General features: G+C 74.8%; 19 protein-coding genes and 1 tRNA gene. 9 read left to right on the top strand and 11 right to left on the bottom strand.

Features of this window, described 5'->3' with window-relative positions:
• Positions 1–18 precede the first annotated feature (18 nt).
• The 5 genes from ACIPRD_RS07675 (at position 19) to ACIPRD_RS07655 (ending at position 3,488) form a co-directional block, all read left to right on the top strand.
• The gene (locus ACIPRD_RS07675; RefSeq protein WP_356408471.1) at positions 19–525 is read left to right on the top strand and encodes an Asp23/Gls24 family envelope stress response protein; all 507 of its coding nucleotides are present in this window, start codon (positions 19–21) and stop codon (positions 523–525) included.
• A 162-nt stretch (positions 526–687) separates the two neighbouring features.
• A complete protein-coding gene (locus tag ACIPRD_RS07670) occupies positions 688–882 on the top strand; it encodes a hypothetical protein (RefSeq protein WP_356408474.1) in 195 nt (64 codons plus the stop codon).
• The gene (locus tag ACIPRD_RS07665) at positions 879–2,024 is read left to right on the top strand and encodes a DUF6286 domain-containing Asp23/Gls24 family envelope stress response protein (protein ID WP_401560922.1); all 1,146 of its coding nucleotides are present in this window, start codon (positions 879–881) and stop codon (positions 2,022–2,024) included. Before ACIPRD_RS07670 ends, ACIPRD_RS07665 begins: the two co-directional genes overlap by 4 nt.
• Complete coding sequence (locus ACIPRD_RS07660; protein WP_401560919.1) at positions 2,024–2,605, top strand: hypothetical protein; 582 nt, start codon at positions 2,024–2,026, stop codon at positions 2,603–2,605. Before ACIPRD_RS07665 ends, ACIPRD_RS07660 begins: the two co-directional genes overlap by 1 nt.
• The gene (locus tag ACIPRD_RS07655; protein WP_401560917.1) at positions 2,595–3,488 is read left to right on the top strand and encodes a YihY/virulence factor BrkB family protein; all 894 of its coding nucleotides are present in this window, start codon (positions 2,595–2,597) and stop codon (positions 3,486–3,488) included. The genes ACIPRD_RS07660 and ACIPRD_RS07655 overlap by 11 nt, the downstream gene beginning before the upstream one ends.
• A gap of 172 nt (positions 3,489–3,660) precedes the next feature.
• On the opposite strand, the gene ACIPRD_RS07650 is transcribed toward ACIPRD_RS07655, so the two are convergent.
• The 6 genes from ACIPRD_RS07650 to ACIPRD_RS07625 form a co-directional block, all read right to left on the bottom strand.
• Positions 3,661–5,778, bottom strand: a complete 2,118-nt coding sequence (locus ACIPRD_RS07650; protein WP_401560914.1) for an MMPL family transporter — start codon at positions 5,776–5,778, stop codon at positions 3,661–3,663.
• 113 nt (positions 5,779–5,891) lie between these two features.
• Positions 5,892–6,368 carry a helix-turn-helix domain-containing protein gene (locus ACIPRD_RS07645; RefSeq protein ID WP_356408486.1) on the bottom strand — a complete coding sequence of 159 codons (477 nt, stop codon included), beginning with the start codon at positions 6,366–6,368 and terminating at the stop codon, positions 5,892–5,894.
• 192 nt (positions 6,369–6,560) lie between these two features.
• The gene (locus tag ACIPRD_RS07640) at positions 6,561–7,679 is read right to left on the bottom strand and encodes a MerR family DNA-binding transcriptional regulator (protein ID WP_401560910.1); all 1,119 of its coding nucleotides are present in this window, start codon (positions 7,677–7,679) and stop codon (positions 6,561–6,563) included.
• Between the two features lie 77 nt (positions 7,680–7,756).
• Positions 7,757–8,140, bottom strand: coding sequence for an SRPBCC family protein (locus ACIPRD_RS07635; RefSeq protein ID WP_356408492.1), 384 nt, complete (start codon positions 8,138–8,140; stop codon positions 7,757–7,759).
• 166 nt (positions 8,141–8,306) lie between these two features.
• Positions 8,307–9,386 (bottom strand): hypothetical protein, encoded by a 1,080-nt coding sequence (locus tag ACIPRD_RS07630; protein ID WP_401560908.1) that lies wholly within the window; start codon positions 9,384–9,386, stop codon positions 8,307–8,309.
• A gap of 152 nt (positions 9,387–9,538) precedes the next feature.
• Positions 9,539–10,882 carry an MFS transporter gene (locus ACIPRD_RS07625; RefSeq protein ID WP_401560905.1) on the bottom strand — a complete coding sequence of 448 codons (1,344 nt, stop codon included), beginning with the start codon at positions 10,880–10,882 and terminating at the stop codon, positions 9,539–9,541.
• A gap of 139 nt (positions 10,883–11,021) precedes the next feature.
• On the opposite strand from ACIPRD_RS07625, the gene ACIPRD_RS07620 reads away from it, so the two are divergent.
• Both ACIPRD_RS07620 and ACIPRD_RS07615 read left to right on the top strand, forming a co-directional pair.
• On the top strand, positions 11,022–11,381 hold the full coding sequence (locus ACIPRD_RS07620) for a metalloregulator ArsR/SmtB family transcription factor (protein ID WP_356408501.1): 360 nt from the start codon (positions 11,022–11,024) through the stop codon (positions 11,379–11,381).
• A gap of 212 nt (positions 11,382–11,593) precedes the next feature.
• Complete coding sequence (locus tag ACIPRD_RS07615) at positions 11,594–13,813, top strand: SpoIIE family protein phosphatase (RefSeq protein WP_401560902.1); 2,220 nt, start codon at positions 11,594–11,596, stop codon at positions 13,811–13,813.
• 231 nt (positions 13,814–14,044) lie between these two features.
• Here the strand turns inward: ACIPRD_RS07615 and ACIPRD_RS07610 are convergent, their stop codons facing one another.
• Positions 14,045–14,830, bottom strand: coding sequence for a VOC family protein (locus ACIPRD_RS07610; RefSeq protein WP_401560899.1), 786 nt, complete (start codon positions 14,828–14,830; stop codon positions 14,045–14,047).
• Positions 14,831–15,116: 286 nt separating this feature from the next.
• Here ACIPRD_RS07610 and ACIPRD_RS07605 point away from each other — a divergent pair, with 286 nt between their 5' ends.
• On the top strand, positions 15,117–16,220 hold the full coding sequence (locus ACIPRD_RS07605; RefSeq protein WP_401560896.1) for a TolB family protein: 1,104 nt from the start codon (positions 15,117–15,119) through the stop codon (positions 16,218–16,220).
• A gap of 107 nt (positions 16,221–16,327) precedes the next feature.
• Here the strand turns inward: ACIPRD_RS07605 and ACIPRD_RS07600 are convergent, their stop codons facing one another.
• The gene (locus tag ACIPRD_RS07600; protein ID WP_401560893.1) at positions 16,328–16,735 is read right to left on the bottom strand and encodes a hypothetical protein; all 408 of its coding nucleotides are present in this window, start codon (positions 16,733–16,735) and stop codon (positions 16,328–16,330) included.
• Between the two features lie 240 nt (positions 16,736–16,975).
• Positions 16,976–18,013 (bottom strand): selenide, water dikinase SelD, encoded by a 1,038-nt coding sequence (gene selD / locus ACIPRD_RS07595; protein ID WP_401560891.1) that lies wholly within the window; start codon positions 18,011–18,013, stop codon positions 16,976–16,978.
• 113 nt (positions 18,014–18,126) lie between these two features.
• Here selD and ACIPRD_RS07590 point away from each other — a divergent pair.
• Positions 18,127–18,222, top strand: a tRNA-Sec gene (locus ACIPRD_RS07590).
• A 65-nt stretch (positions 18,223–18,287) separates the two neighbouring features.
• Here ACIPRD_RS07590 and selB read toward each other — a convergent pair.
• Complete coding sequence (selB, locus tag ACIPRD_RS07585; RefSeq protein WP_401560888.1) at positions 18,288–20,066, bottom strand: selenocysteine-specific translation elongation factor; 1,779 nt, start codon at positions 20,064–20,066, stop codon at positions 18,288–18,290.
• 2 nt (positions 20,067–20,068) lie between these two features.
• Complete coding sequence (gene selA, locus ACIPRD_RS07580) at positions 20,069–21,433, bottom strand: L-seryl-tRNA(Sec) selenium transferase (protein WP_401560885.1); 1,365 nt, start codon at positions 21,431–21,433, stop codon at positions 20,069–20,071.
• Positions 21,434–21,525: the final 92 nt, after the last annotated feature.

Genomic DNA, 21,525 nt, shown 5'->3' with positions numbered 1-21,525 from the left:
ACGAGAGGACGTATGGCCATGACCACGCAGCAGACGACCCCGGTGTCCCAGGGTCCTTCCCCCGCGCGGCTGGACAAGCGGGCGTCCGGCAGCACGGACGTCAGCCTCGGCGCCACGGGGGTGAACGAGCCCGCGCAGTCGCGGGGCAGGACCTCGATCGCCGATGTCGTCGTCGTCAAGGTGGCGGGCATCGCGGCCCGGGAGATCCCCGGCGTGTACGACATGGGGGGTGGCCTCTCCCGCACCATCGGCGCGGTGCGCGACAGGGTGCCGGGAGGACGGCCCAACGTGGGCCGCGGCGTGAAGGTCGAGGTGGGCGAGCGGCAGACCGCTCTCGACATCGATCTGGTCGTCGAGTACGGCGTGTCCATCGCGGATGTCGCCTCCGACGTGCGCGAGAACGTGATCGCGGCGGTGGAGCGGATCACCGGCCTGGAGGTGGTGGAGGTCAACATCGCGGTGAACGACGTCCACCTGCCCGACGACGAGGACACCTCCGTCGCCACGGAGTCCCGCGTGGAGTGAACGGCCGGGCCACGGCGGCCGGCCGGACCTGCCGGCCGCGGCCGCGGACCGAGGTCTTCGGGTGCAAGGCCGTACGGGCATACGGGCGCACGGGAGTGCGAGTTCGTCGCGTACGGGCGTTCAAGTCGTCGGAGGGGACTTCGATGTGAGGACGGATGAGAGATGAGTAAGGCGTTCACCGGAATGGCAGCGGGCATGGCGCTGGCGTTCGCGGGTTACTTCGGCGGCTTCGGGGCCTTCGTGCTCGTCGCCGCCCTCGGCGCGATCGGTCTCGCCGTCGGCCTCTGGCTGGACGGCGGCGGCAGGACCCACGATCTGCGGGAGATGCGGGAGATGTTCGAACGGAGCCGCCGATGACCGGCCCGGCCGGCCGCGGGACCCTCGTCGTGGCGGACAGGGCCGTCCGCAGGATCGCCGAACGCGCCGCGGGCGAGGCGCTGCCCGGCGCCTCGGCCGTCGGGTCCGTGGAACTCCACGGGCGCCGGGCCGCGGTGGACCTGCGCGTGACCCTGCCCTACGACACGCCCCTGGCCGAGTCTGCCGAGCGCGTGCGGCAGCACGTGGCCGAACGCACCGGCCGGCTCACCGGGCTCGATGTGCCGGCGCCCCGGCTGACCGTCACCCGCCTGCGCATCACGTCGGGGAGGTCCCCGGCCGCGTCTCCCCCGGCGGACGGGGACTCCCCCGCGCCCTCTCCCGTGCCCCCGCCCGCCGGTGCCGACCCAGCCGGTGCCGACCCAGCCGCGTCCCCGGACCGGGACCGGCCGGCGCGCCGTTCACCGCGCCGCCTGTGGTCGGGCCGCGGCACCCCCGTGGCGGTGCTCGCTCTGCTCGCCGCCGCCGCGAGTGCCGCGGTGACCGCGGACGTGCTCCGGGTCCACCTCACCGGCCGCCCGGCGGCCGTCTGGCGGGCGCACACCGTGAACTGGCTCTCCACGCACGGCCCGCAGGACACGGCGGTGGTCGTCGGCGGCGCCTGCATGGCCGCTCTCGGGGTGTGGCTGTGCGTGCTCGCGGCGACGCCGGGCTGCCGGCGGTGGCTGACGCTGCTCGCCGACGGCGGCGCGCCGAGCGCGGTGGTGGACCGCTCCACGGTGGCCGCGCTGGTCCGCGACGCCGTCGCCGCCACGCCCGGTGTCACAGCGGTACGGGTACGCGCGGGACGCCGTCGTGTCCTCGTACGGGCGCGGCTCGGCTTCGGTGACCGGGACCGGGCGCACGCGTCGGCGACGGCGGCAGCCTGCCGTGCCGTCGACGGCTGCCTGCTGCGCCGCGCCCCGCGGGTGAGCGTGAGGACGACCGCGACGCCCGGACCGGGCCCGCGGCCCTCGCTCCCCGGACCGGAGACCGCCCAGGCGACGGCGACGGACACCGCGACCGCGACTGCGACCGCCACAGCCACAGCCACAGCCACAGCCACAGCCACAGCCACAGCGCCACCGGTACCCGTACCCGTAGCCGTGCGCGCGCGCCGCCGTCCGGCGGGAGGTGAGGGCTGATGGACCGGACCCGGACCGCGGCCCGCCGCCTCCTGCTGGGCCTCCTCGGAATCGCGCTGATCCTCGGCGGGGCCTGGCCCGCGACGGGCCGCGCCCCCCTCGCCGGCCGCCTGCCCGCCTGGTGGCCCGCTCCCGCGGCCGACGGCACGCTGCTCGACCGCTCCGCCCTGTCCGGCCTGCGGGCGCACGGCTGGTGGACACCCGCCGTCGTCGCCACCGGATCGCTGCTCACCGCGCTGCTCGCCTTCTGGCTCCTCGGCAGGCTGCGCGTGGGCGGCCGCGCCCCCGTACCGCTGGCCGTCCCGGGCGGTGTGCTGCGCACCCGGGCCCTGGAGGAGGCGCTCGCCGCCCGGGTGGCCGCGACCGACGGCGTCACCCGGTGCCGTACGAGCGTCCGCGCACGTCGTGGGCATGTGCGGGCGGGCCTGCGGGTGTGGTTGGCTCCGCAGGTGCCCCCCGATGCCGTGACCGAACACCTGAAGAAGGCCGTGACCGAAGCCGACCGTCTCCTCGCCCCGTACCCGCTCGACGTCCGCGTCCGCTTCACCGGCCGTTCCCACGGGATGCCGCGTGTCCGCTGACTCCCGTACGCCCTCGCGCGACCGCACGTGCCGCTCGCTCGCCCGTCCCGCCCGTACCTGGGGATCCGCCCTGCGCAGAACCCCCGTGACGATGTGGAACGACGACATCACCGACTACGCGGCCGCGCTGACCTACTACGCCATACTGACGGTCCTGCCGGCCCTGCTGGTCACCGTGCTGGCCTTCGGGCTGATAAGCCCGGGCACCGCCCAGGAGTTCGTCGCCCGCGTCACGCACTACGCGCCGGCCCAGTCCGGCGCCGAACTGCACGACGCGCTGGCCCGGATGGTCCCGCAGCGGTCCACGGCGTGGACGCTGCTCGGCGGCGGCATCGCGAGCGCGCTGTGGTCGGCGTGCAGCTACCTCGCCGTGTTCCGCCGCGCCCTGCACCACATGTACCGCATCCCCGACCGCCGTTCGCCCTGGCGCAAGGCCCACCGGATCGTCGGCACCGCGCTGGTCCTGCTCGCGCTGCTGCTGGTCAGCGCGCTGGTGCTGATGCTGAGCGGACCCGTCGTGGAGACGATCGGGCGGCTGTTGCACGCGGACGGCAGCGTGCCGCTGGTGTGGGGCGTGATCCGCTGGCCCCTGCTGGTCTCGCTGGTGGCGGTGCTCGTGGTCGTCGTGTTCCACACGGGGCCGCCGCCCGCCCGCCGTCGGGGCCACAGCCTGCCCGGCGGCGCTCTGGCGGCGGCCCTGTGGCTGATCGTCTCCGCCGGGTTCGCCGTGTACGCGTCGCTGCTCGGTACCTACAGCCGCCTGTACGGCTCGCTCGCCGGCATCGTGGTGTTCCTCATCTGGCTCTGGCTGTCCAATCTCGCGCTGCTGGCCGGAGCCCAGTTCACCGCCGAACTCCACAAGGCCGAACGGACGCGGGCCTGAGCGGACCGGACGCGGGTCCGGGACGACCGGACGCGGGTCCGGACAGCCGGTCCGGGGCGCACGCGCGTGCGTCCCGGACCGGGGGTGCGCTGTAGGACCCGCGTGCGCTGTGTGACCCGCGTGCGCCCCCGGCCCGCGCCGCCGTGTCAGCGCACGGCCTCCATCCGCCGTGTCAGCGCACGGCCTCCATCCCGCTCCCGTCCCGCGCGGGCTCCTGCTCCCGCGCACCCCGGCTCAGCCGTCCCGGCCACCAGGCGAGGGCGCCGATGTCCCGGACCAGGGCGGGCACCAGCAGGGACCGCACGACCAGGGTGTCGAGCAGGACGCCGAAGGCGACGATGAAGGCGATCTGGACCAGGAAGGCCAGGGGGATGACGCCGAGCGCGGCGAACGTCGCCGCCAGCACCACGCCGGCCGCCGTGATCACCCCGCCGGTCGACACCAGTCCGCGGGTCACGCCCTCGCGCACCCCGTGCCTCAGCGACTCCTCCCGGACCCGGGACATCAGGAAGATGTTGTAGTCGACGCCGAGCGCCACCAGGAACACGAAGCCGTACAGGGGGACGGAGGGGTCGGTGCCGCTGAAGCCGAACACGTGCCGGAACACGAGGGACGAGACGCCGAGCGTGGCGAAGAAGTTGAGCGCGACGGTGGCCACGAGCAGGACCGGCATGAGCAGCGAGCGCAGCAGCGCCGCCAGGATGACGAAGATGACGGCGAGGACGACGGGGACGATCAGCGAGCGGTCCCGTTCCGCGGTGCGCAGGGTGTCGTCGAGCTGTGCGGTGTAGCCGCCGACCAGGGCGTGGGCGCCGGGCACCGCGTGCACGGAGGTGCGCAGCCGCCCGACGGCGGCCCTGGCGTCGTCGCTGTCGGCGGACGCGCGCAGGGTGACGTCGACGAGGGCCCGGCCGCCCGCCACCAGGGGTGCCCCCGTTCCCGGGCGTCCGCCCGCGGTGACGGCGGTGGCGGAGGCGACGCCGTCGGTGGCGCGGGCCGCGGCGAGGACCCGCGGCAGACCCGCGGCGTCGGTCACGACCACGGCGGGGTTGCCGGAGCCGCCGGGGAAGTGGCGGTCGAGGGTGTCCTGGGCGGCGACCGACGGCGCGTCGTTCACGAACGTCTCGGACAGCGGAACGCCCTTGGAGGCGAGACTCGGCGCGAACGCGGCCGCCGCGAGGAGCCCGACGAGGCAGACCGCCCAGATCCTGCGCGGCGAGCGGTCCACGGCGGCGGCGACGCGTCGCCACAGCCGGTGCGCGGTCTCGGCGTCGTCGCCCGCGCTGGGCCTCCTGGGCCAGTAGGCGCCGCGGCCGAGCAGGACGAGGACGGCGGGCAGGAACGTCAGCGTGCTCAGCAGGGCGCAGACGATGCCGATGGCGCCGACGGGTCCGAGCGCACGGTTGTTCGTCAGGTCGCTGAGCAGCAGGGCGATCAGGGCGAGGGCGACGGTGGCGGCGCTGGCGGTGACCGGGCCCCACGACTGCCTCAGCGCGGCCCGGACGGCGGTGAACCGGTCGGGGTGGCGGGTCAGTTCCTCACGGAAGCGGGCGCTGAGGAGCAGCGCGTAGTCGGTGGCCGCGCCGATGACCAGGATCGAGAGGATCCCCTGCACCTGTCCGTCGACGCGGACGACCCCGTGGTCGGCGAGGACGTACACGACGGCACAGGCGAGGCCGAGGGCGAAGACGGCGCCGAGGATGACCACGAGCGGGAGCAGCACACTGCGGTAGACGAGCAGGAGGATCAGCAGGACGGTGACGAGCGCAACGCCGAGCAGCAGGCCGTCGATGCCGGCGAAGGCGTCACCGAGGTCGGCCTGGGTCGCGGCCGGACCGGCGAGCTGCACGGTGGCGCCGTCGACGTGCCGGGCGGCGGCGCGGATGCCGTCGAGGGTGTCCGGGAGCCGTTTCCCCAGGTCGGGGCGGAGAGCCACGACGCCCTCCAGGGCCCGGCCGTCCTCGGACGGCAGCGCCGGCGAGGGCCGTCCGACGACGCCCGGTGTCCCGGCGAGGGAGGCGAGGGCCCGGGTGGCCTGGGCGGCCCGCGCGGGCGCGGCGGTGCCCTGGGTGGTCCATACGACGATCACCGGCAGCGTCTCGTCCTGCCGGAAGGCCCGCTGCTGCTCGGCGACCCGGGTGGACTCGGCGCTGCGGGGCAGGAAGGCGGCCTGGTCGTTGGTGGAGACCTCGCCAAGACGCCCGGCGAACGGGCCGAGGAAGGCGCCCACCGCCAGCCAGACGGCGAGCAGCGCGAAGGGGACGAGGAAGCGGGCGGACTTGGCGGCCATCTCTCTCCAGGTTCGGAAGGTAACGCACTGTCTCAATGAAAAACAATCTCAATCATCAAGATATACGTGGTCCGCGTGGTTGGGCGGACACCTGTCCTTCTGCTCCTGAAGCGTCAGCGGATGCGGGAGAGTTCCTCGTTCATGGCCGTGAGGAAACGCAGTGCCACGGCGCGGTCCGCTCCGTCGAACCGGGCGAGCGCGGCCTCGGTCGCCTCGGCGAGCGGACGGAAGTGGGTACGGGCCGCCGCCCGCGCGCCCTCGTCGTAGTGCAGGTGCACCACCCGGCGGTCGGCGCTCTCGCGGACACGGCGGATGTGGCCGGCACGTTCGAGCCGGTCCACGCACGCGGTCACCGCTCCCGAGGTCAGGCCGAGGTGCTCGCGCAGCCGGCCCGGCGTCATGGGCTCGTCCGCGTCGAGGATCGCCGCCAGCGCCTGGACATCGGTGGGGTGCAGCCCCTGGTCGCCGGCGTACGCCTGCACCAGCCGGTTGATCTCGCCGTTCATCCTGCGCAGCTGCGTGGCGAAGGACCCCAGCTCCGCCCTCTGCGACCGTCCCGCGTCGCCGTCCCGGCCCTGTGCTGTACCCACGTGATCAGCCTATAGAAGTGCGGGCGCGGCCACAGGAGGCCGGTCGGGGGGCGGGTGCGCGCGGCCCGGCGGGGCTGCGGGGCCCGGCGGGGCTGCTGCGGGGATACGGGGTTCGCCGCGGGCGGCGGGACTGCCACGGGGAGGCGGCGTTCACCGCGGGCGGCGGGAATCGGCTCGGCCGCCCCGGTGCGCTCAGGCGGGGTGTTCCGTGAGCCAGCTCAGCACCTGCCGGGCGTGCCGGTCGGGCGGGAAGACCGGGTAGAAGACGTGCTCGATCACGCCGTCGCGGACGATCAGGGTGATGCGCCGGTGGAGCGTCGTTCCCGCCGCCTCGAAGGTGGGCAGTCCGATGAGTTCCGCGAGACGCAGGCCCGGGTCGGAGAGCATCGCGAACGGGAGCCTCAGCCGGTCGGTGACCTCGCGCTGGTACGCGGTGTCCTGGCTGGACAGGCCGTACACCCCGGCCGCGCCCGCGGCGACGAGTTCGGCGTGGTGGTCGCGGAAGTCGCACGCCTGCGCCGTACAGCCCCGGGCGCCCGGGATGTTGTCCCAGCCGTCCGGGAGGTCCGTGTCGGGCCGCCCCGTGAGCGGGTAGACGTAGAGCACGCTGCGGCCCTCGCCGAGCGCGTGCAGCGCGACGTCGCCACCGGCGGTGGAGGCGAGGTCCAGGCCGGGCAGCGCGAGGCACGTGAGGTGGTCGGCGGCGCCGTCGTCCTCGGGGACGGGCAGCCCTGCGGGAAGCCGGGTCAGGTGGTCCAAGACGTCCTCGTTCTCGATGTCGGTGTCGGTGTCGGTGTCGGTGTCGGTGTCGGTGTCGGTGTCGGTGTCGCCAGACCGGAAAGCGGGGCCGGTGACGCCGGACCGGAAAGCGGGGCCGGTGACGCCGGACCGGAAAGCGGGGCCGGTGACGCCGGACCGGAAAGCGGGGCCGGTGTCGCCGGACCGGTCGGCGGGGCCGGCGCGGTGGGCGGCGTCCCGAAGCTGCCGGATCAGCGTCGTACGACGGACCGTCAGCGCCTCGATCCGCGCGGTCAGGTCGTCGATGGCGTCGCGGTAACCGGCGAGCGAGGACGGGCAGTCGTCCGCGCGGTCCCGGCCCGCGGCCAGGCAGTCGAGGAAGGGCCGCGTCCGCTCGGCCGGGATCCCCAGCCGGTTGAGCGCCCGGACCTCGGACACCATCCGGGCGTCCCGCTCGGAATAGTCCCGGTAACCGTTGGGGAGCCGCGCGGGGGCGATCAGCCCCAGGGACTCGTAGTAGCGGACCGCCTTGACCGTCACGCCCGCGCGTCGCGCGACTTCACCGATTCTCATGCCATCACCCGCGAGGACCCTAGACGTTGCCCCTGGGGGCAAGGTCAAGGGGTACGGCGCCGGGCACGAGGTCCCCGTCAGACGCGGGTGAGGCGGTGGAGGGCCCAGTCGACCATGGGGGCGTACACGAGGGGCACCGGGCAGGCGGCCGTGAGGTCCACGACGACCCGGGTGCCCGTACCGTGCGGCTCGATCGTGTGCCCCACCCTGACGGGGATGCCCAGGAACACGAGCTGCCAGGTCCAGACGCCCTTCGGCCGGTCGACCTCGGTGACCAGGAAGCGGCCGGGCAGCACCCCCGCGACCTTCACTTCGCCCCGCGCACCCGGCAGGATCCGGTCGCCCTCCGTCTCGACGGCGCGCAGGTGCGGTGCCCAGTGGGCCCACCGGGCGTACTCCGCGTACCGGTCCCAGACCACGTCGGGCGCCGCCGGCCCCGCGACGGTGACGGTGTGCCGCATGACTGACCTCCCAGCGATGTCGCCACCAATCTAGGCCGCCCCCCGGAGGTTCGCGCGGCGGCAGGCCCGCGGGCGGGGCATGCGGAACGTCACCTGGAGCGGGCATCCGGGTACGAAGCCACTCCGCCCCCGGGCCCACGCATGTCGCCGTATCGCCCCTGGCCGGTCACCGGCGCAGCTCCTCCGGGGCGTAGCGCAGCTGAAAAGTGAGAGCGTGCTCGCCGTCCAGCCAGTAGACCGTCATGGTCGACAGCACGTTCCGTTTGATCCAGCGGGCCCTGTCGTTGACGGTCTCCTCCTGTGCCCGGATCCAGGAATCGACCTGCTCGGGCAGGCTGAACGTCATCGCGTAGGCGCCGGGCTCGTCAGCGGGACGGACCTGCCACACCGGGTGGGAGGCTCCCTGCGGAAGCCTGCGCAGGTGCACCGTGTGGGTCGGATTCCGGCGTGCGTAGTCGACGAAGGCACGGAGGTTCTCCGAGGCCAGACCGAGAACGAAGGGGGCGGACGGAAAAGCGAGGACGAGACCTGCCGTCTGCCGGCTGCTCAGTTGCCCGGCGACCTCGTCGAGCGGCTCGGCCAGTGCCGACGGCAGCCTGGGCTGACTGTCGGGCGAGTGCCTCATGTATGCGTGGTCGTCGACCAAAGCAAGCAGGCGTTGGCGCAGGTGACTGCGGATCGCGTAGGCCTGGGGCCGCTGTTTGGGCGGGAGGGCGTCGAGCACTGCGTGAACCCGCCGTGCGGCGACCGAAACCAGATTCCGCAGCCCGGCGAAGTCGGGCATGGACAGGTCGACGAGCGAGATCTGGTGGGCCAGCGCGTACTCCTGGGCGTCCCGGCTGAAGCCGGCGGTCGAGAAGATGGCGTAGTTGTAGCGGTAGCGCGGTCTGGGCCTGCTGGGAGCTGATCCGTACAGCGAGGTGACCACGTTCTCGTTGACGTCGTGCACGATGCCGTGGCCGTTGCGCACCGTCGGCAGCCCGACGTTCCTGCCGGTGAACTTCGCCTCGGCGAACAGTCTCACCGGCAGGGAGAAGGGCGGCACATAGCGGAACTCCCCGAGCGCATCGGCCTGATGCCACGCGCCTCTGCCGCGCACGGCCAGCCCGTTGTGCCGTTTTTCGAGCACTCGGTGTACGGGGTTCGTCTCCTTGTCGTCCGCCTCGGCGAGCAACTCGTACCCGCTCGAACGCAGAAGCCACGCAACGACTTCTTCGAGCAGGTATCCACGTAAGACGCTTTCCATGACCATGGCGGGACTCTAGTGGGGACGACTGACGACGCGGTACGACCTGGAACCTGACCGGGGCTCCGAAGGTCGCAGAAAAGGTGGTCCCGAAGGGCTGAGCAGCGCTTGCCGCCGCCGACCGACCGCCGGACCTCTCTCTCGCCACCGGCTCAGCGTCCCGCGTGCAGGACGTCGCCCACCCGGCTGTGGCTGTGGCTGTGGCGCCAGGTGTCGCCCACGCGTACCGCGCCGGCGAGGTGGGGGTGGCCGGGGTGGAGGCCGGTGTGTTCGTGTTCGGTGGCCGCCGGTTCCCGGGCGGGCCACAGGCGGGCTGCCGTCAGGGCGGCGGCGAGGGCGATCGCGCCCAGGGCGGCCACGGCCGGTGCCAGGCCCGCCGCGGCTCCGAGCCAGCCGGCCAGCGGGTACGTCAGCAGCCAGCAGCTGTGGGAGAGCGAGAACTGCGCGGCGAACGCGGCCGCGAGGCCCTCGGGCGGCGCCGACCGGCGGATCAGCCGCCCCGTCGGCGTGAGCACCATCGAGCAGGCCCCGCCGAACACGGCCCAGACGGCGAGGAGCGCGGGCCAGCGCCAGGCGCCCCCGCCGGCGGTCACCGCGCCGAGCCCGGCGAACGCGAGCGTGAGGACCAGGGCTCCGCGCAGCATCACCGTCCGGTCGGAGAGCTTCTCCAGCACCCGGGGCAGCATGAGCGCGACGGCCATGGAACCGCCGCCGTACGCGCCGAGGGCGAGGGACACGTCGGCCGGGCCGCGGCCCAGGACGTGACGGACGTAGACGACGCTGTCGACCGTGACCGTCGCGCTCGCGGCCGCCACCGCGAGGTCGAGGGCGAGCAGGGCCCGCAGCCGGGGCGTGGCGAGGAAGAGGCGGGCGCCGGCGGTGGCCTTCGGCCGGCCGGAGCCGGCGCCCGGCCCGTCGGCGGCCCGGGGTTTCGGCAGGACCGCGGAGACCACCAGCGCCGCCGAGCCGAGGAAACCGGCGACGGTGCCGAGGAACAGCCAGTTGTACGTGACCACGGACAGGAGCGCGGCGGCGAGGGCCGGGCTGAACAGGCTCTCCAGGTCGTAGGCGAGCCGGGACAGCGACAGGGCCTGGGTGTAGTCCCGTTCGGCGGGCAGCACGTCGGGGACGACGGCCTGGAACGTCGGAGTGAAGGCGGCGGACGCGGCCTGGAGCAGGAAGATCAGGACGTACACCTGCCACACCTGGTCCACGAACGGCAGGGCCACGGCCACAGCGGCCCGGACCAGGTCCGAGCCGGCCATCAGCACCCGGCGCGGCAGCCGGCCGGCGACCGCGCTCACGGCCGGGGCGATGACGACGTACGCCACCATCTTGATCGCCAGCGCCGTGCCGAGGACCGACCCCGCGTCGGCGCCCGCGATGTCGTAGGCCAGCAGACCGAGCGCGACGGTGGCCAGGCCGGTGCCGGTCAGGGCGATGACCTGGGCGGTGAAGAGGTGGCGGTAGGTGCGGTCACGCAGGACGAAGAACATGGGAGCGGTCCTCGGCGGTGGGGACGGCGTCGACTCCCTCCCACTGTACTCACACCTGCGCAGGTGTGCACATGTTGTTCTGTGCATCCGTCGGGGTCCGGGAGGAGGCCCGCGCCGGTCCGCGCTCTACGCTGTCCTCATGGCCGCTCGCGACACCGTGTCTTCTGCACCTCATACGCATCTGCGCGCCCCGGACAGCGTCCGTCTCGCCGAGGCGACCGAGGTGTTCACGATGCTGTCCGACCAGACCCGGCTGCACCTGCTGTGGCTGCTCGCCCAGGGCGAGTCCGACGTCGGCTCGCTGGCCGACCGGTGCGGGGCCTCCCGCACCGCCGTGAGCCAGCACCTGGCCAAACTGCGTCTCGCCGGGCTGGTCGAGACCCGGCGCGAGGGCCGGTACATCCACTACAGCCTGCGCGACGGGCACCTGCGGCGCCTGGTCATGGAGGCGCTCAGCCACGCCGACCACCGCGTCAGCGGGCAGGCCCCGCACGACTGAGCGCGACGCCTGCCGCGCGGGTGCGATGCGGGACGCCGCGGGACGCCGCGGGACGATGCTCGCGTGGAGTCGAACCTCAAGCTGGTCCAGACGTTCTGGCGGCGGCGGACGAGGGCAGCATCACCGACCGGACGATGTGCCGAGTCGGGGCAGCCCCGTCAGACTTGGAGGGACGACCGCACCGGATCCAGCGTGAGAACGGTCGGGTGATCATGAACGAGTCGGCAGAGAGCGGCCGGATCATGAACGAGCAGGCGGAGAGCGGCCGCCGCGCGGACGGCTCCGCGGACAGCTCCGCGGGCGGCTCCGCGGGCGGGGGCGAAGGGGCGGCGGACGCCGTCGAGCGGGCCCTCCTGGAGGCACTCCTCACCCGCTCCCCCGTGGGGCTGTTCGTCCTGGACCCCGAGCTGCGCCTGACCCGGTACAACGCGGCGGCGGAGGGCATGCAGGGCACCCGCGTGACCGAGGGGCTGGGCCTGCGGCCCACCGAGGCGTGGCCCGACTTCAGCGCCAAGATCGCCGAGCGGAAGATGAACGAGGTCCTGGAGACCGGGCGTCCGGCCCTCGCCTTCGAGAAGCGCGGCCGTCCCCCCGGCGATCCGGACCGTGAGCACGTGTACTCGGCGTCCGTGTTCCGCCTGGAGGACCCCGAGGGCCATGTCCTCGGGATCGCCGATCTCGTCGTCGACATCACGGAGCAGCACCGCGCCCAGGAGCGTCTCGCGCTGATCGCCGAGGCCGGCGCCCGGATCGGCACGGGCCTCGACGTGCTGCGCACCGCGGCCGAGCTGGCCGACGTGGTGGTGCCGCGGCTGGCCGACGGCGTGACCGTGGACCTCGTCGAACAGGTGCTGGCCGGGGAGGAGCTGCCGGACGGTCCCGGACCCGACGGCTGGGACCTGCGGCGGGCCGCCTCCCGGTCCGTCCCCTGCCGCACCCGCCCGGGCCCGCACCCGTCCGGCGACGTCGGCGACCGGCCCGTGGACGCGCCAGCCGTCGCACCCGTCGTCGCACCCGTCGTCGCACCCGTCGTCTCCCCCGCCGGCGCACCCGCCGTACAGGTGCTCGCCGACCACAGGCCGCGTCTCGTGCGCGCGCTCGGTCCGGACAGCGCGTGGGTGCGGCACGACCCGGCCCCCGGTCCGGGCACGCCGGAGGACGAGGTCCATTCGCTGATGGCGGTGCCGGTGCTCGCCCGCGACTCGGTGCTGGGACTGGTCACCTTCCACCGCTGGACCGCCCGGGGCGCCTTCGAGGACGACGATCTCGTGCTGGCCCGGGACCTCGTCGCCCGTGCCGCCGTCGCGCTCGACAACGCCCGCCGGTACGTGCGCGAGCGCAACAGTGTGCTGACGCTCCAGCGCGGTCTGGCTCCCGAGAACCCCGAGGTGCCGCAGGCGGTGCAGGCGGCGCATCACTGGGTGCAGTCCGGCGCGGGCGGCGACTGGACCGACGTCATCGCCCTGCCCGGAGCGCGGGTCGCCCTGGTGGCGGGGAGCACCCCCGGACGCGGGGTGCGCACCGCCGCCACGATGGGACGGCTGCGGACCGCCGTGCACACCATGGCCGCCCTCGGCCTGGCGCCCGACGAGCTGATGGCACGCCTGGACGACCTGGTCCGCCAGATGGACGCCGAGACCGCCGAGCCGCCCGCCGACAGCCCGGTCGGCGCGACCTGCCTCTACGCGGTCTACGACCCCGTCACCTGCCGGTGCACCGCGAGCGCGGCCGGACCCGCGGGACTCGCCACGGTCGGTCCCGACGGCGGCGTCGCCTTCGCCGGTGTCCCGGCCGGACCTCCGCTCGGCCGGCCCGGCACGTCGTTCGCCAGGACGACTCTCGACCTGTCCGGGGAAGGCCGGCTGGTCCTCTTCACCCCGGGGCTGCTGCAGGCCTTCACCGGCGACGCCGGGTACGGCACACTGGCGCGCGCGCTGACCGGCTCCCACGAGTCCCCGCAGGATCTCTGCCTGCGGCTGACCGAGACGCTGGTCCCCGCCGACCCCCGGGACGACGCGGCGGTCCTCGTGGCGAACATCCGGCCGATCGATCCCGCGCGCGTCGCCACCTGGATGCTCCCCGCCGACCTGGAGGCCGTCGCCACCGCCCGGTCGCTGACGGCGCGCCAGTTGCACAACTGGGCCATGGACGACGAGGCGTTCTCCACGGAACTCATCGTCAGCGAGCTCGTCACCAACGCCATCCGGTACGCCGAGCCGCCGATACGGCTGCGGCTGATCCGCGACCGCGCGCTCAGCGTGGAGGTCTCCGACGGGAGCAGCGCCGCCCCGTATCCGCGGCACGCCCGCACGACCGACGAGGGCGGCCGCGGCCTGCTGCTGGTGTCGCAGTTCGCCCAGCGGTGGGGGACGCGTTACGAGGACCGCGGCAAGACCATCTGGGCCGAGGACCCGCTCACGGACGCGGCCTGACGCCGGGTCCGCCACCGGCACGCCTTGCCTCCGAGCCGCCACCGGTACGACCTGACGCCCGGTCCGCGACCGGCGCCGCCTCCCCCGGGGGCTCCACCGGTACGACCTGACCCCAGGTCCGCGACCGGCGCCGCCTGACCCCCGGGGGACGCAGCCGGTACGACCTGAGGCACCCCGTCCCCTGCCGGCACATGCCGCCCCCGGGCGGTCACCGGCGAGGCCGCAGGGCGGTTACCGGCGAGGCCGCCGGACCGAGAACTCGTTGCCGTCCGGGTCGAGCAGGAACACGTGGGTGTCATCGCTCCCTCCGGTGCCGGTGCCGGCACCCGTGCCCATGCCGGTGCCGGTGCCGGTGCCGCTGCCGGCGCCGGGGCGCGTCGCGCCGAGGGCGATCAGGCGGCCGGTCTCCGCGGCGAGGTCGGCGCCCGCGGGCAGCGTCAGTTCGAGGTACAGCCGGTTGGTCCCGGTCTTCGGCGCCACGGGGGGCCCACCCCAGGTGATCTTGATGCCGCCGTGCGGCGACTGGATCGCGGTCTCCTCGTCCTGGTCCCAGACCAGCGGCCACCCCAGCGCCGCGCTCCAGAAGTGGCCGACCGCCCGCGTGCCGTCGCAGGCCAGCGCCCCGATGAGACCGGGGCCGGTGTCGGCGAGGAACTTGTTGCCCGCCTCGATCACGCAGAACTCGTTGCCGTCGGGGTCGGCGAGCACCACATGCCCCTCCTCGGGGAGCTGGCCCACGTCGAGGTGGTGCCCGCCGGCCTCCAGCGCCCGCGCGACGGTCCGCTCCTGGTCCTCGGGGGAACCGCTCGTCAGATCGAAGTGCGCCCGGTTCGGCCCGGTCCTCGGCTCGTCGCCCGGCACGAACCGGATGCGGAAGCCGGCGGGGCCGGGGACCAGGATCGCGCTGTCGTCGCCGGGCCCGTCGCCCGGCTCCCAGCCCAGAACCTCGGACCAGAACCTCGCCAGGCCCGGGGGCCTGGGGGTGTGGAAACAGATCGCGAACAGCTGACTGGTCATTTCCGTGCGTCTCCGCTCCGCCGACGGCCGGCGAGGGGCCACCCCAGCGCCGCCGCGCAGCCTAGAGGCGAGCGCCCGGCACCCGCACCCGGGTTTCCGCGCCGCCCACTGCCCGCCCACGCGCCGCTCGTTCACCACGCCGCTCCCCCGCCACGCCCCGCGTCGCCGTCCGCCCGTTTCCCGTGCCGTACGCGTGGTTGACCCGCCGGGTGCGGTGCGGTTGCATCCCCTGTGCCCTCGGTGTGGGGCCGAGGGCACAGGGGATGTCCGGATTCCGGGGGGAATCATGTCCGTTGCCGCACGTATGTCGTTGATCGCCGTCCTGCTGGCCGCGGGGGCGGGCACCGCGCTCCCGGCCGCGGCCGCGGCACCCGCCCCTGCCACGCGGGCGAGAGTCGAACGGATCAGCACGGACTCGGACGGCGGCCAGCTGCCGAGCGCCTCGCAGGCCGGTGCGGTCAGCGCCGACGGCCGGTACGCGGTGTTCCTGAGCAGGGATCCCGGAGGCGGCGAGGACCGGATCCTGCGCCTGAAGGACCTGCGCACCGGCGCGCTCACCCGGATCCCCGAGAGCCTGGTGTACACCCAGGTCACCGGGCTGAGCGCCGACGGGCGCCGGATCGCGTACTCCGACGGCAACCGCTACCCGATGCCGTACGTCCACGACCGCGCGACCGGACGGACGACCCAGCTGTGGCCCGCGCGGCCGCCGGAGGACGGCTCCTACGAGCTGGGCCAGACGGCGGCGATCAGTGCCGACGGCAGGCGGGTGGCGTACACCCTGGGCAACCGGCACGGCCTGGAGTTCGCGAGCGTGCTCTACGTCCGGGACCTCGCCTCCGGCGCGGACGAACAGATCGTCAGGCTTTCGCCGGACGCGATGGTCGTCGGCGCCTCGCTCGACGCGAAGGGCAGATCGGTCGCGTACGGCGTCTCCGCGAGCACCGGCGACGGCATGGTCGGGCAGGTCTACGTCGAGGACCGGGTGACGGGCGTGACGCGGCGCGTGGACACCGGCGTCTCGGCGCGTCTCGTGCAGCTCTCCGCCGACGGCCGGCGCGTGCTGTTCACCGTCCGGTCGGAGGACGGCACTTCGGCGTCGTACGTACGCGACCTGCGCACCGACCGGGTGCGACGGATCGCCGGCGCGACCGCCCTGGCGGCGGACGGTGCACTGCGGTTCGTCGTGCTGACCGAGGGGGACACCCTGGTGCTGCGCGACCTGCGCACCGGCCGGCAGCGGGCGGTGGCCCCGGCGGAGGGCGACGCCGTGCTGCCGGGTTCGGTCAGCCGCCACGGAGACGCCGTCTTCACCTCCTCGGCCGCCGGCCTCGTCCAGGGCGACACCAACGGCGTCCCGGACGTGTTCGTCGCCCGCCCGCACCGCTGACACCTCCGGTTCGTCCGTCTCGACGAGGCCCGCAGCCGTGACCCGGGCGGTGCCGGACCGGGACCCGCCGTCGCCGTGGACGTCGCGCGACGGCACGGGGGGTCTCCTCAGCGCCGAGGCTGCCCCGGGCGGAGGAGCGGCCTTCCGCGCACGGCTTCCGCGCGCGTCGTGAGGACGCCGGTCACGATCCCGGCGAGCAGGAGAACCACGCCCGCGGCCAGCCACACCCAGGGGTCGTACTCGTCCACGCAGGACTGGCCGGCGGCCGACGTGGTGCAGACCGTCCCGGGGCCGCCGCGGTTGAGGAAGGCGACGTACAGGAGCGGGATCCCGAGCCCGGAGACCAGGCCCGGCAGTCCGGCGTGCGACCGGGGCCGGAGGGCCAGGAGGGCGGCCGCCGCGAGGGCGGCGGGAAGGAGGTAGAGGCCCACGCTCAGCAGGCTCAGCACGCCGAGCGAGGCGAGCGCGCCCACGGTGAACCATGCGAAGAACCACGGCCGGACACTGCGTCTCATGCGTCCCCCTCGGCGGACGGAGCAATGTTTTGAGCACTTGCTCAAACAGTAGCGCGCGGGTGTTCCGGGGGACAAGACATGACGACCTCCGCCCCGGGCGCGACCGGCCGACGGGGCCGCGCCGACGGGGCCGCGGAGCGAACTGGCCGACGGTCCGGCACGTCGGCTCCGGCGCCGCACAGAACCATCACGCACATCGCGCCGGCCCAGGACAGTGGCCGGCGCGACGGTGGCGGTCTCTCAGCGGACGACCATCGGGTGCGGTCCGGCCGGGACCAGTTCGCCGATCACCGGGGCGCCCGGCACCTCGCCGGCGACGAGGAGGCCGCCGGAGGTCTGGGCGTCGGCGAGCAGGAGTCGGGTGAGCTCGTCCGTGGCGCCGAAGTCCGTGTGCGGGAGGACCCATTCGAGGTTGCGACGGGTTCCGCCGCTGATGTACCCGTCACGGGCGGCGTCCCGGGCGCCGTCGAGGAACGGCACCGCGGCGGAGTCGAGGACCGCGGTCACCCCGGAGGCGCGCGCCATCTTGTACAGGTGCCCGAGCAGGCCGAAGCCCGTGACGTCGGTGGCGCAGACCGCGCCCGCGTCCAGCGCGGCCCGCGCCGCGTCACGGTTGAGCGCGACCATGGTCTCCACCGCCTGCGGGAAGACCTCGCCGGTCGACTTGTGCCGGTTGTTGAGCACGCCGAGCCCCAGCGGCTTGGTCAGCGACAGCGGCACCCCCGCCCGCCCCGCGTCGTTGCGCAGCAGCCGGTCCGGATCGACGGTGCCGGTGACCGCCATCCCGTACTTGGGTTCCGGATCGTCCACGCTGTGGCCGCCGCCCACCACGCAGCCCGCCTGCGCGGCGATGTCGAGTCCGCCCCGCAGCACCTCCCTGGCCAGGTCGAACGGCAGCACGTCGCGGGGCCAGCACAGCAGGTTGACCGCGACGAGCGGGGTCCCGCCCATGGCGTAGACGTCGGAGAGCGCGTTGGCCGCGGCGATGCGCCCCCAGTCGTACGGGTCGTCGACCACCGGGGTGAAGAAGTCCGCGGTGGCGACGGCGGCGAGGGCACCGGGGCCGCCCGGCAGCCGGACCACCGCCGCGTCGTCGCCGTGGTCGAGGCCCACGAGCAGGTCACCGGCGGTGACCGCCGTCTTCGGGGGTGTCAGCCCGGCGACGATCTCCTCGAGTTCGCCCGGGGGGATCTTGCAGGCGCAGCCGCCCCCGTGGGCGTACTGCGTGAGCCGTACCGTCTCCCCCGCCTGCCGGACGTCGGTCCGCGTATCCGTCATGGCCTTGTCTGTCCTCATCTGTGGAAGTGACCGTGGTGTGGTGCGTTGACTCGGGAGCGGGGCGGCGGTTCGATGGCTGTGCGGCCGGGGCAGTGCCCCGACGAGGCCTGCGGGGAGACGTAGGGGTGCCTGGTGGCCCTCCCGGTCTTCAAAACCGAGGTGTCCGAGCAACTCGGGCAGGTGGGTTCGATTCCCATCCGTCTCCGCCAGCCTGCCGCCCGCCGCGTCGTCGCGCCTCCAGGTCCGCTCCTCATCACCCGTCCGGGCCCGCTCATCACTCGTCCGGGTCCGCGGCCCGGCAGCGGCGCAGCGCGCCGTCCACGCGGGTGGTGCGGCCGTGCCGGTCCAGGTGCTCCAGCAGCGGGATGACGACCCGGCGCGTGCTGTCCAGTGCGCGGCAGGCCTGGCTCGCGGTGAACGGCTGGTCCAGCTCGGCGAGGACGGCCGCCGCCCGCGCGTCGGCTCCCGGCAGCAGGACGACGCCCTTGCCGATCCGCAGCAGTTCCCCCGCCGCCTCGGCGGCCGCCAGCAGCTTGGGGGTGAGGCCCAGCGCGTTCAGCCGGTCCGCGTCCGGCGCGCGGAACGGCGCTTCGGCGAGGTCCGCGCGTACGGCGTCCACGGCGGCCCGCACCCCCGGCGGGAGCGTGGGTCCTGCGTGGCTGCCGTAGAGCCTGCCCTCGCTGTGCCGCAGCCCGGACGACTGTGCCAGCAGGGCGTCGACGAGAACGCGGTCCGGCAGTCCGAGTGCCTGGCGGGCCGCCTCCAGCGGCAGGCCGGGCTCCAGGGGGTTGCGGGCCGCGTGCTCCTCGACCGCGTCCGTCAGGCGCGCGCGCAGCGCGGCCCAGTGGCCGGGGTCCGCGAGCCACTCCCCCGCGACGGGGTCGGCGGGCGGCCGTACGCCCATGGCGAGCAGTTCGGAGCGGCGGATCAGGCCGCGGCGGCGCAGTTCGGCCGTCCCGTCGGCCGGTTCGGGCCCCGGGCGCAGGTCCCGGTCCCGGGCCGCCGCGGCCCCGCGCCGGGTCAGCGAGGGCGGGCGGACGTCGAGCACGGTGACGCCGGCCGGGACGCGGTGCCGTGCGGGATCGCGCAGCAGCGCGGTGTCGCCGACGCGCAGCGGGAGCGTCGCGGCCAGGCGCAGGCGGGCGGTGTCCTCGCCGAGCGGGCGGACCGTGACCGGGACGGCGGCGGACCCCGCGTGCAGCGTGAGTTCGCGCGGCAGGTCGGCGGCCCGGTCGCCGCGCAGCCGTACGTCCACGGTGTCGGTGGCGAGCCAGCGGCCGGGCGTGAGCAGCGCGTCGCCGCGGGACAGGCTCCCGGCGCCGGGGCCGGTGAGGTTGACCGCCACCCGGGCGACCGCGCCGGCCTCCTGCCGTGCCTCCTTGAGGCATTCGAGTCCGCGCACCCGCAACACCGCCCCGTCGCGGGCGAGTTGGAGCCGGTCGCCGACGCGGAGCGTGCCCGCACCCAGGGTGCCGGTGACGACCGTGCCGTGGCCGCGTACCGTGAACGCCCGGTCCACCCACAGCCGTACGTCCGCGTCGCGCTCCGGGGGCGGCAGTTCGGCGGCGAGCCGGACCAGCGCCGTGCGCATGGAGTCGAGTCCGGCGCCGGTGACCGCGCTGACGGTCACGCTCGGCAGCTTCCCGAGGCAGGATTCGGCGATCCGGTCGAGCGCCCGGACCCGGGCCTCCTCGGGGTCGGCGAGGTCGCTGCGGGTGACGGCGAGCACGCCGTGGCGGACGCCGAGCGCGTCGAGGACCGCGAGGTGTTCCTCGGACTGGGGCTGCCAGCCCTGGTCGGCGGCGACGACGAAGAGGACGGCCGGGACCGGGCCGACGCCCGCCAGCATGTTGCCGACGAGCCGCTCGTGTCCGGGGACGTCCACGAAGGCGATGTCTCCCGCCTCGGGCAGCCGGGTCCAGACGAAGCCCAGGTCCAGTGTCATGCCCCGGCGCCGCTCCTCGGCCCAGCGGTCGGGCTCCATGCCGGTCAGTGCGCGCAGGAGCGCGGACTTGCCGTGGTCGACGTGTCCGGCTGTCGCGATGACGTGCATGGTCAGCTCCCCGGTCCGGTCCCGGCCGGCTCCCGCGGGGACGCGGCCCGGCTCACCGCCTGCGCCAGTCGTGGGTCGTCGTCCACCGGTACGGCCCGCAGGTCGAGCAGACAGCGTCCGTCCTCGACGCGGGCCATCACGGCGGGGTCAGCGCCGCGCAGCGCGGCCGCGTATCCGGCGGGCAGCGACACGGCGGCGCTCGGCAGCGTGACCCCGGGCGCGCCGCCGCCGCCGACGACGGCCCCGGTGTCGACGGCGCGGCTGTCGATCCCGTCGGCCCGCAGCTTCTCGGCGAGCCGCTCGGCGCGCCGGCGCAGTCCGGCGGCGTCGGCACGCAGCGCGGCGGTGACCGGCGGGAGGGGGCCGCGTACGGTGGCCTCCAGGGCCGCGAGGGTCAGTTTGTCCACGCGCAGCGCGCGGGCCAGCGGGTGCCGGGCCAGCCGGCGCACCAGTGCGGCGTCGCCGAGCAGCAGTCCGCACTGCGGTCCGCCGAGCAGTTTGTCGCCGCTGGCGGTGACCAGGGACGCGCCGGCGCGCAGCCAGCCGGTGGCGTCGGGTTCCGCGGGCAGCGCCGGTTCGGGCGTGAGCAGTCCCGAGCCGATGTCCGCCACCACGGGCACGCCGAGCGGGGCGAGTTCGGCCACGGTGGCCTCGCGGGTGAAGCCGGTGACGCGGAAGTTGGAGGGGTGGATCTTCAGGATGAAGCCGGTGTCGGGTCCCAGGGCCGCGGCGTAGTCGTCGGGGGTGGTGCGGTTGGTCGTGCCGACCTCGCGCAGCCGGGCTCCGGTGGAGACCAGCAGGTCGGGGAGGCGGAATCCGTCCCCGATCTCCACCATCTCGCCGCGGCCCACGATGATCTCGCGTCCCTGGGCGAGCGCGGTGGCGGCCAGGACGAGCGCCGCCGCCCCGTTGTTGACCACGTGCGCGGCCTCGGCGGCGGGGACGGCCCGCAGCAGCGCGTCGAGCGCGGAGCGGCCCCGGCGGGAGCGGGCTCCGGTGGCCAGGTCGAGTTCGACGTCCGTGGTGCCGGAGGCGGCGAGCACGGCGTCCCTGGCCGCGTCCGAGAGCGCGGCCCGGCCCAGGTTGGTGTGGAGCAGCACGCCGGTGGCGTTGATGACGGGACGCAGCGCGGACGCGGTGGCCGGCAGCGCGGCGACGGCGCGGTCGGCGATCTCGTCCACGGGTACGAGGCCCTCGCGGGCCCGCGCCTGGACGTCCGTGACGACGCTCTTGACCAGTTCGCGTCCGAGCCGGTGCGCCGCCGCGTCGAGGCGGGGGTCGGCGAGGAGCGTGTCGGTGCGGGGCAGACGCCTCCGCTCGTCGGCGGGCGGGTCGGCGTCCGCGGCGCAGGCGTGGTCGCGGTCCATCTCGGGCACCCTCGTTCTGGCCTTGCCGGCTGAGACCCTGCCAGGCTACGGCGGCATCGGCCGGCCGTCACCCGCGCCACACCGGGAGTCCC

Origin of the sequence: Streptomyces sp. NPDC090108 (assembly GCF_044747185.1) — a bacterium.
Lineage (GTDB): Bacteria > Actinomycetota > Actinomycetes > Streptomycetales > Streptomycetaceae > Streptomyces.
The sequence above is the reverse complement of the archived record's forward strand: the minus strand, read 5'-3'. Positions and strand labels throughout refer to the sequence as shown.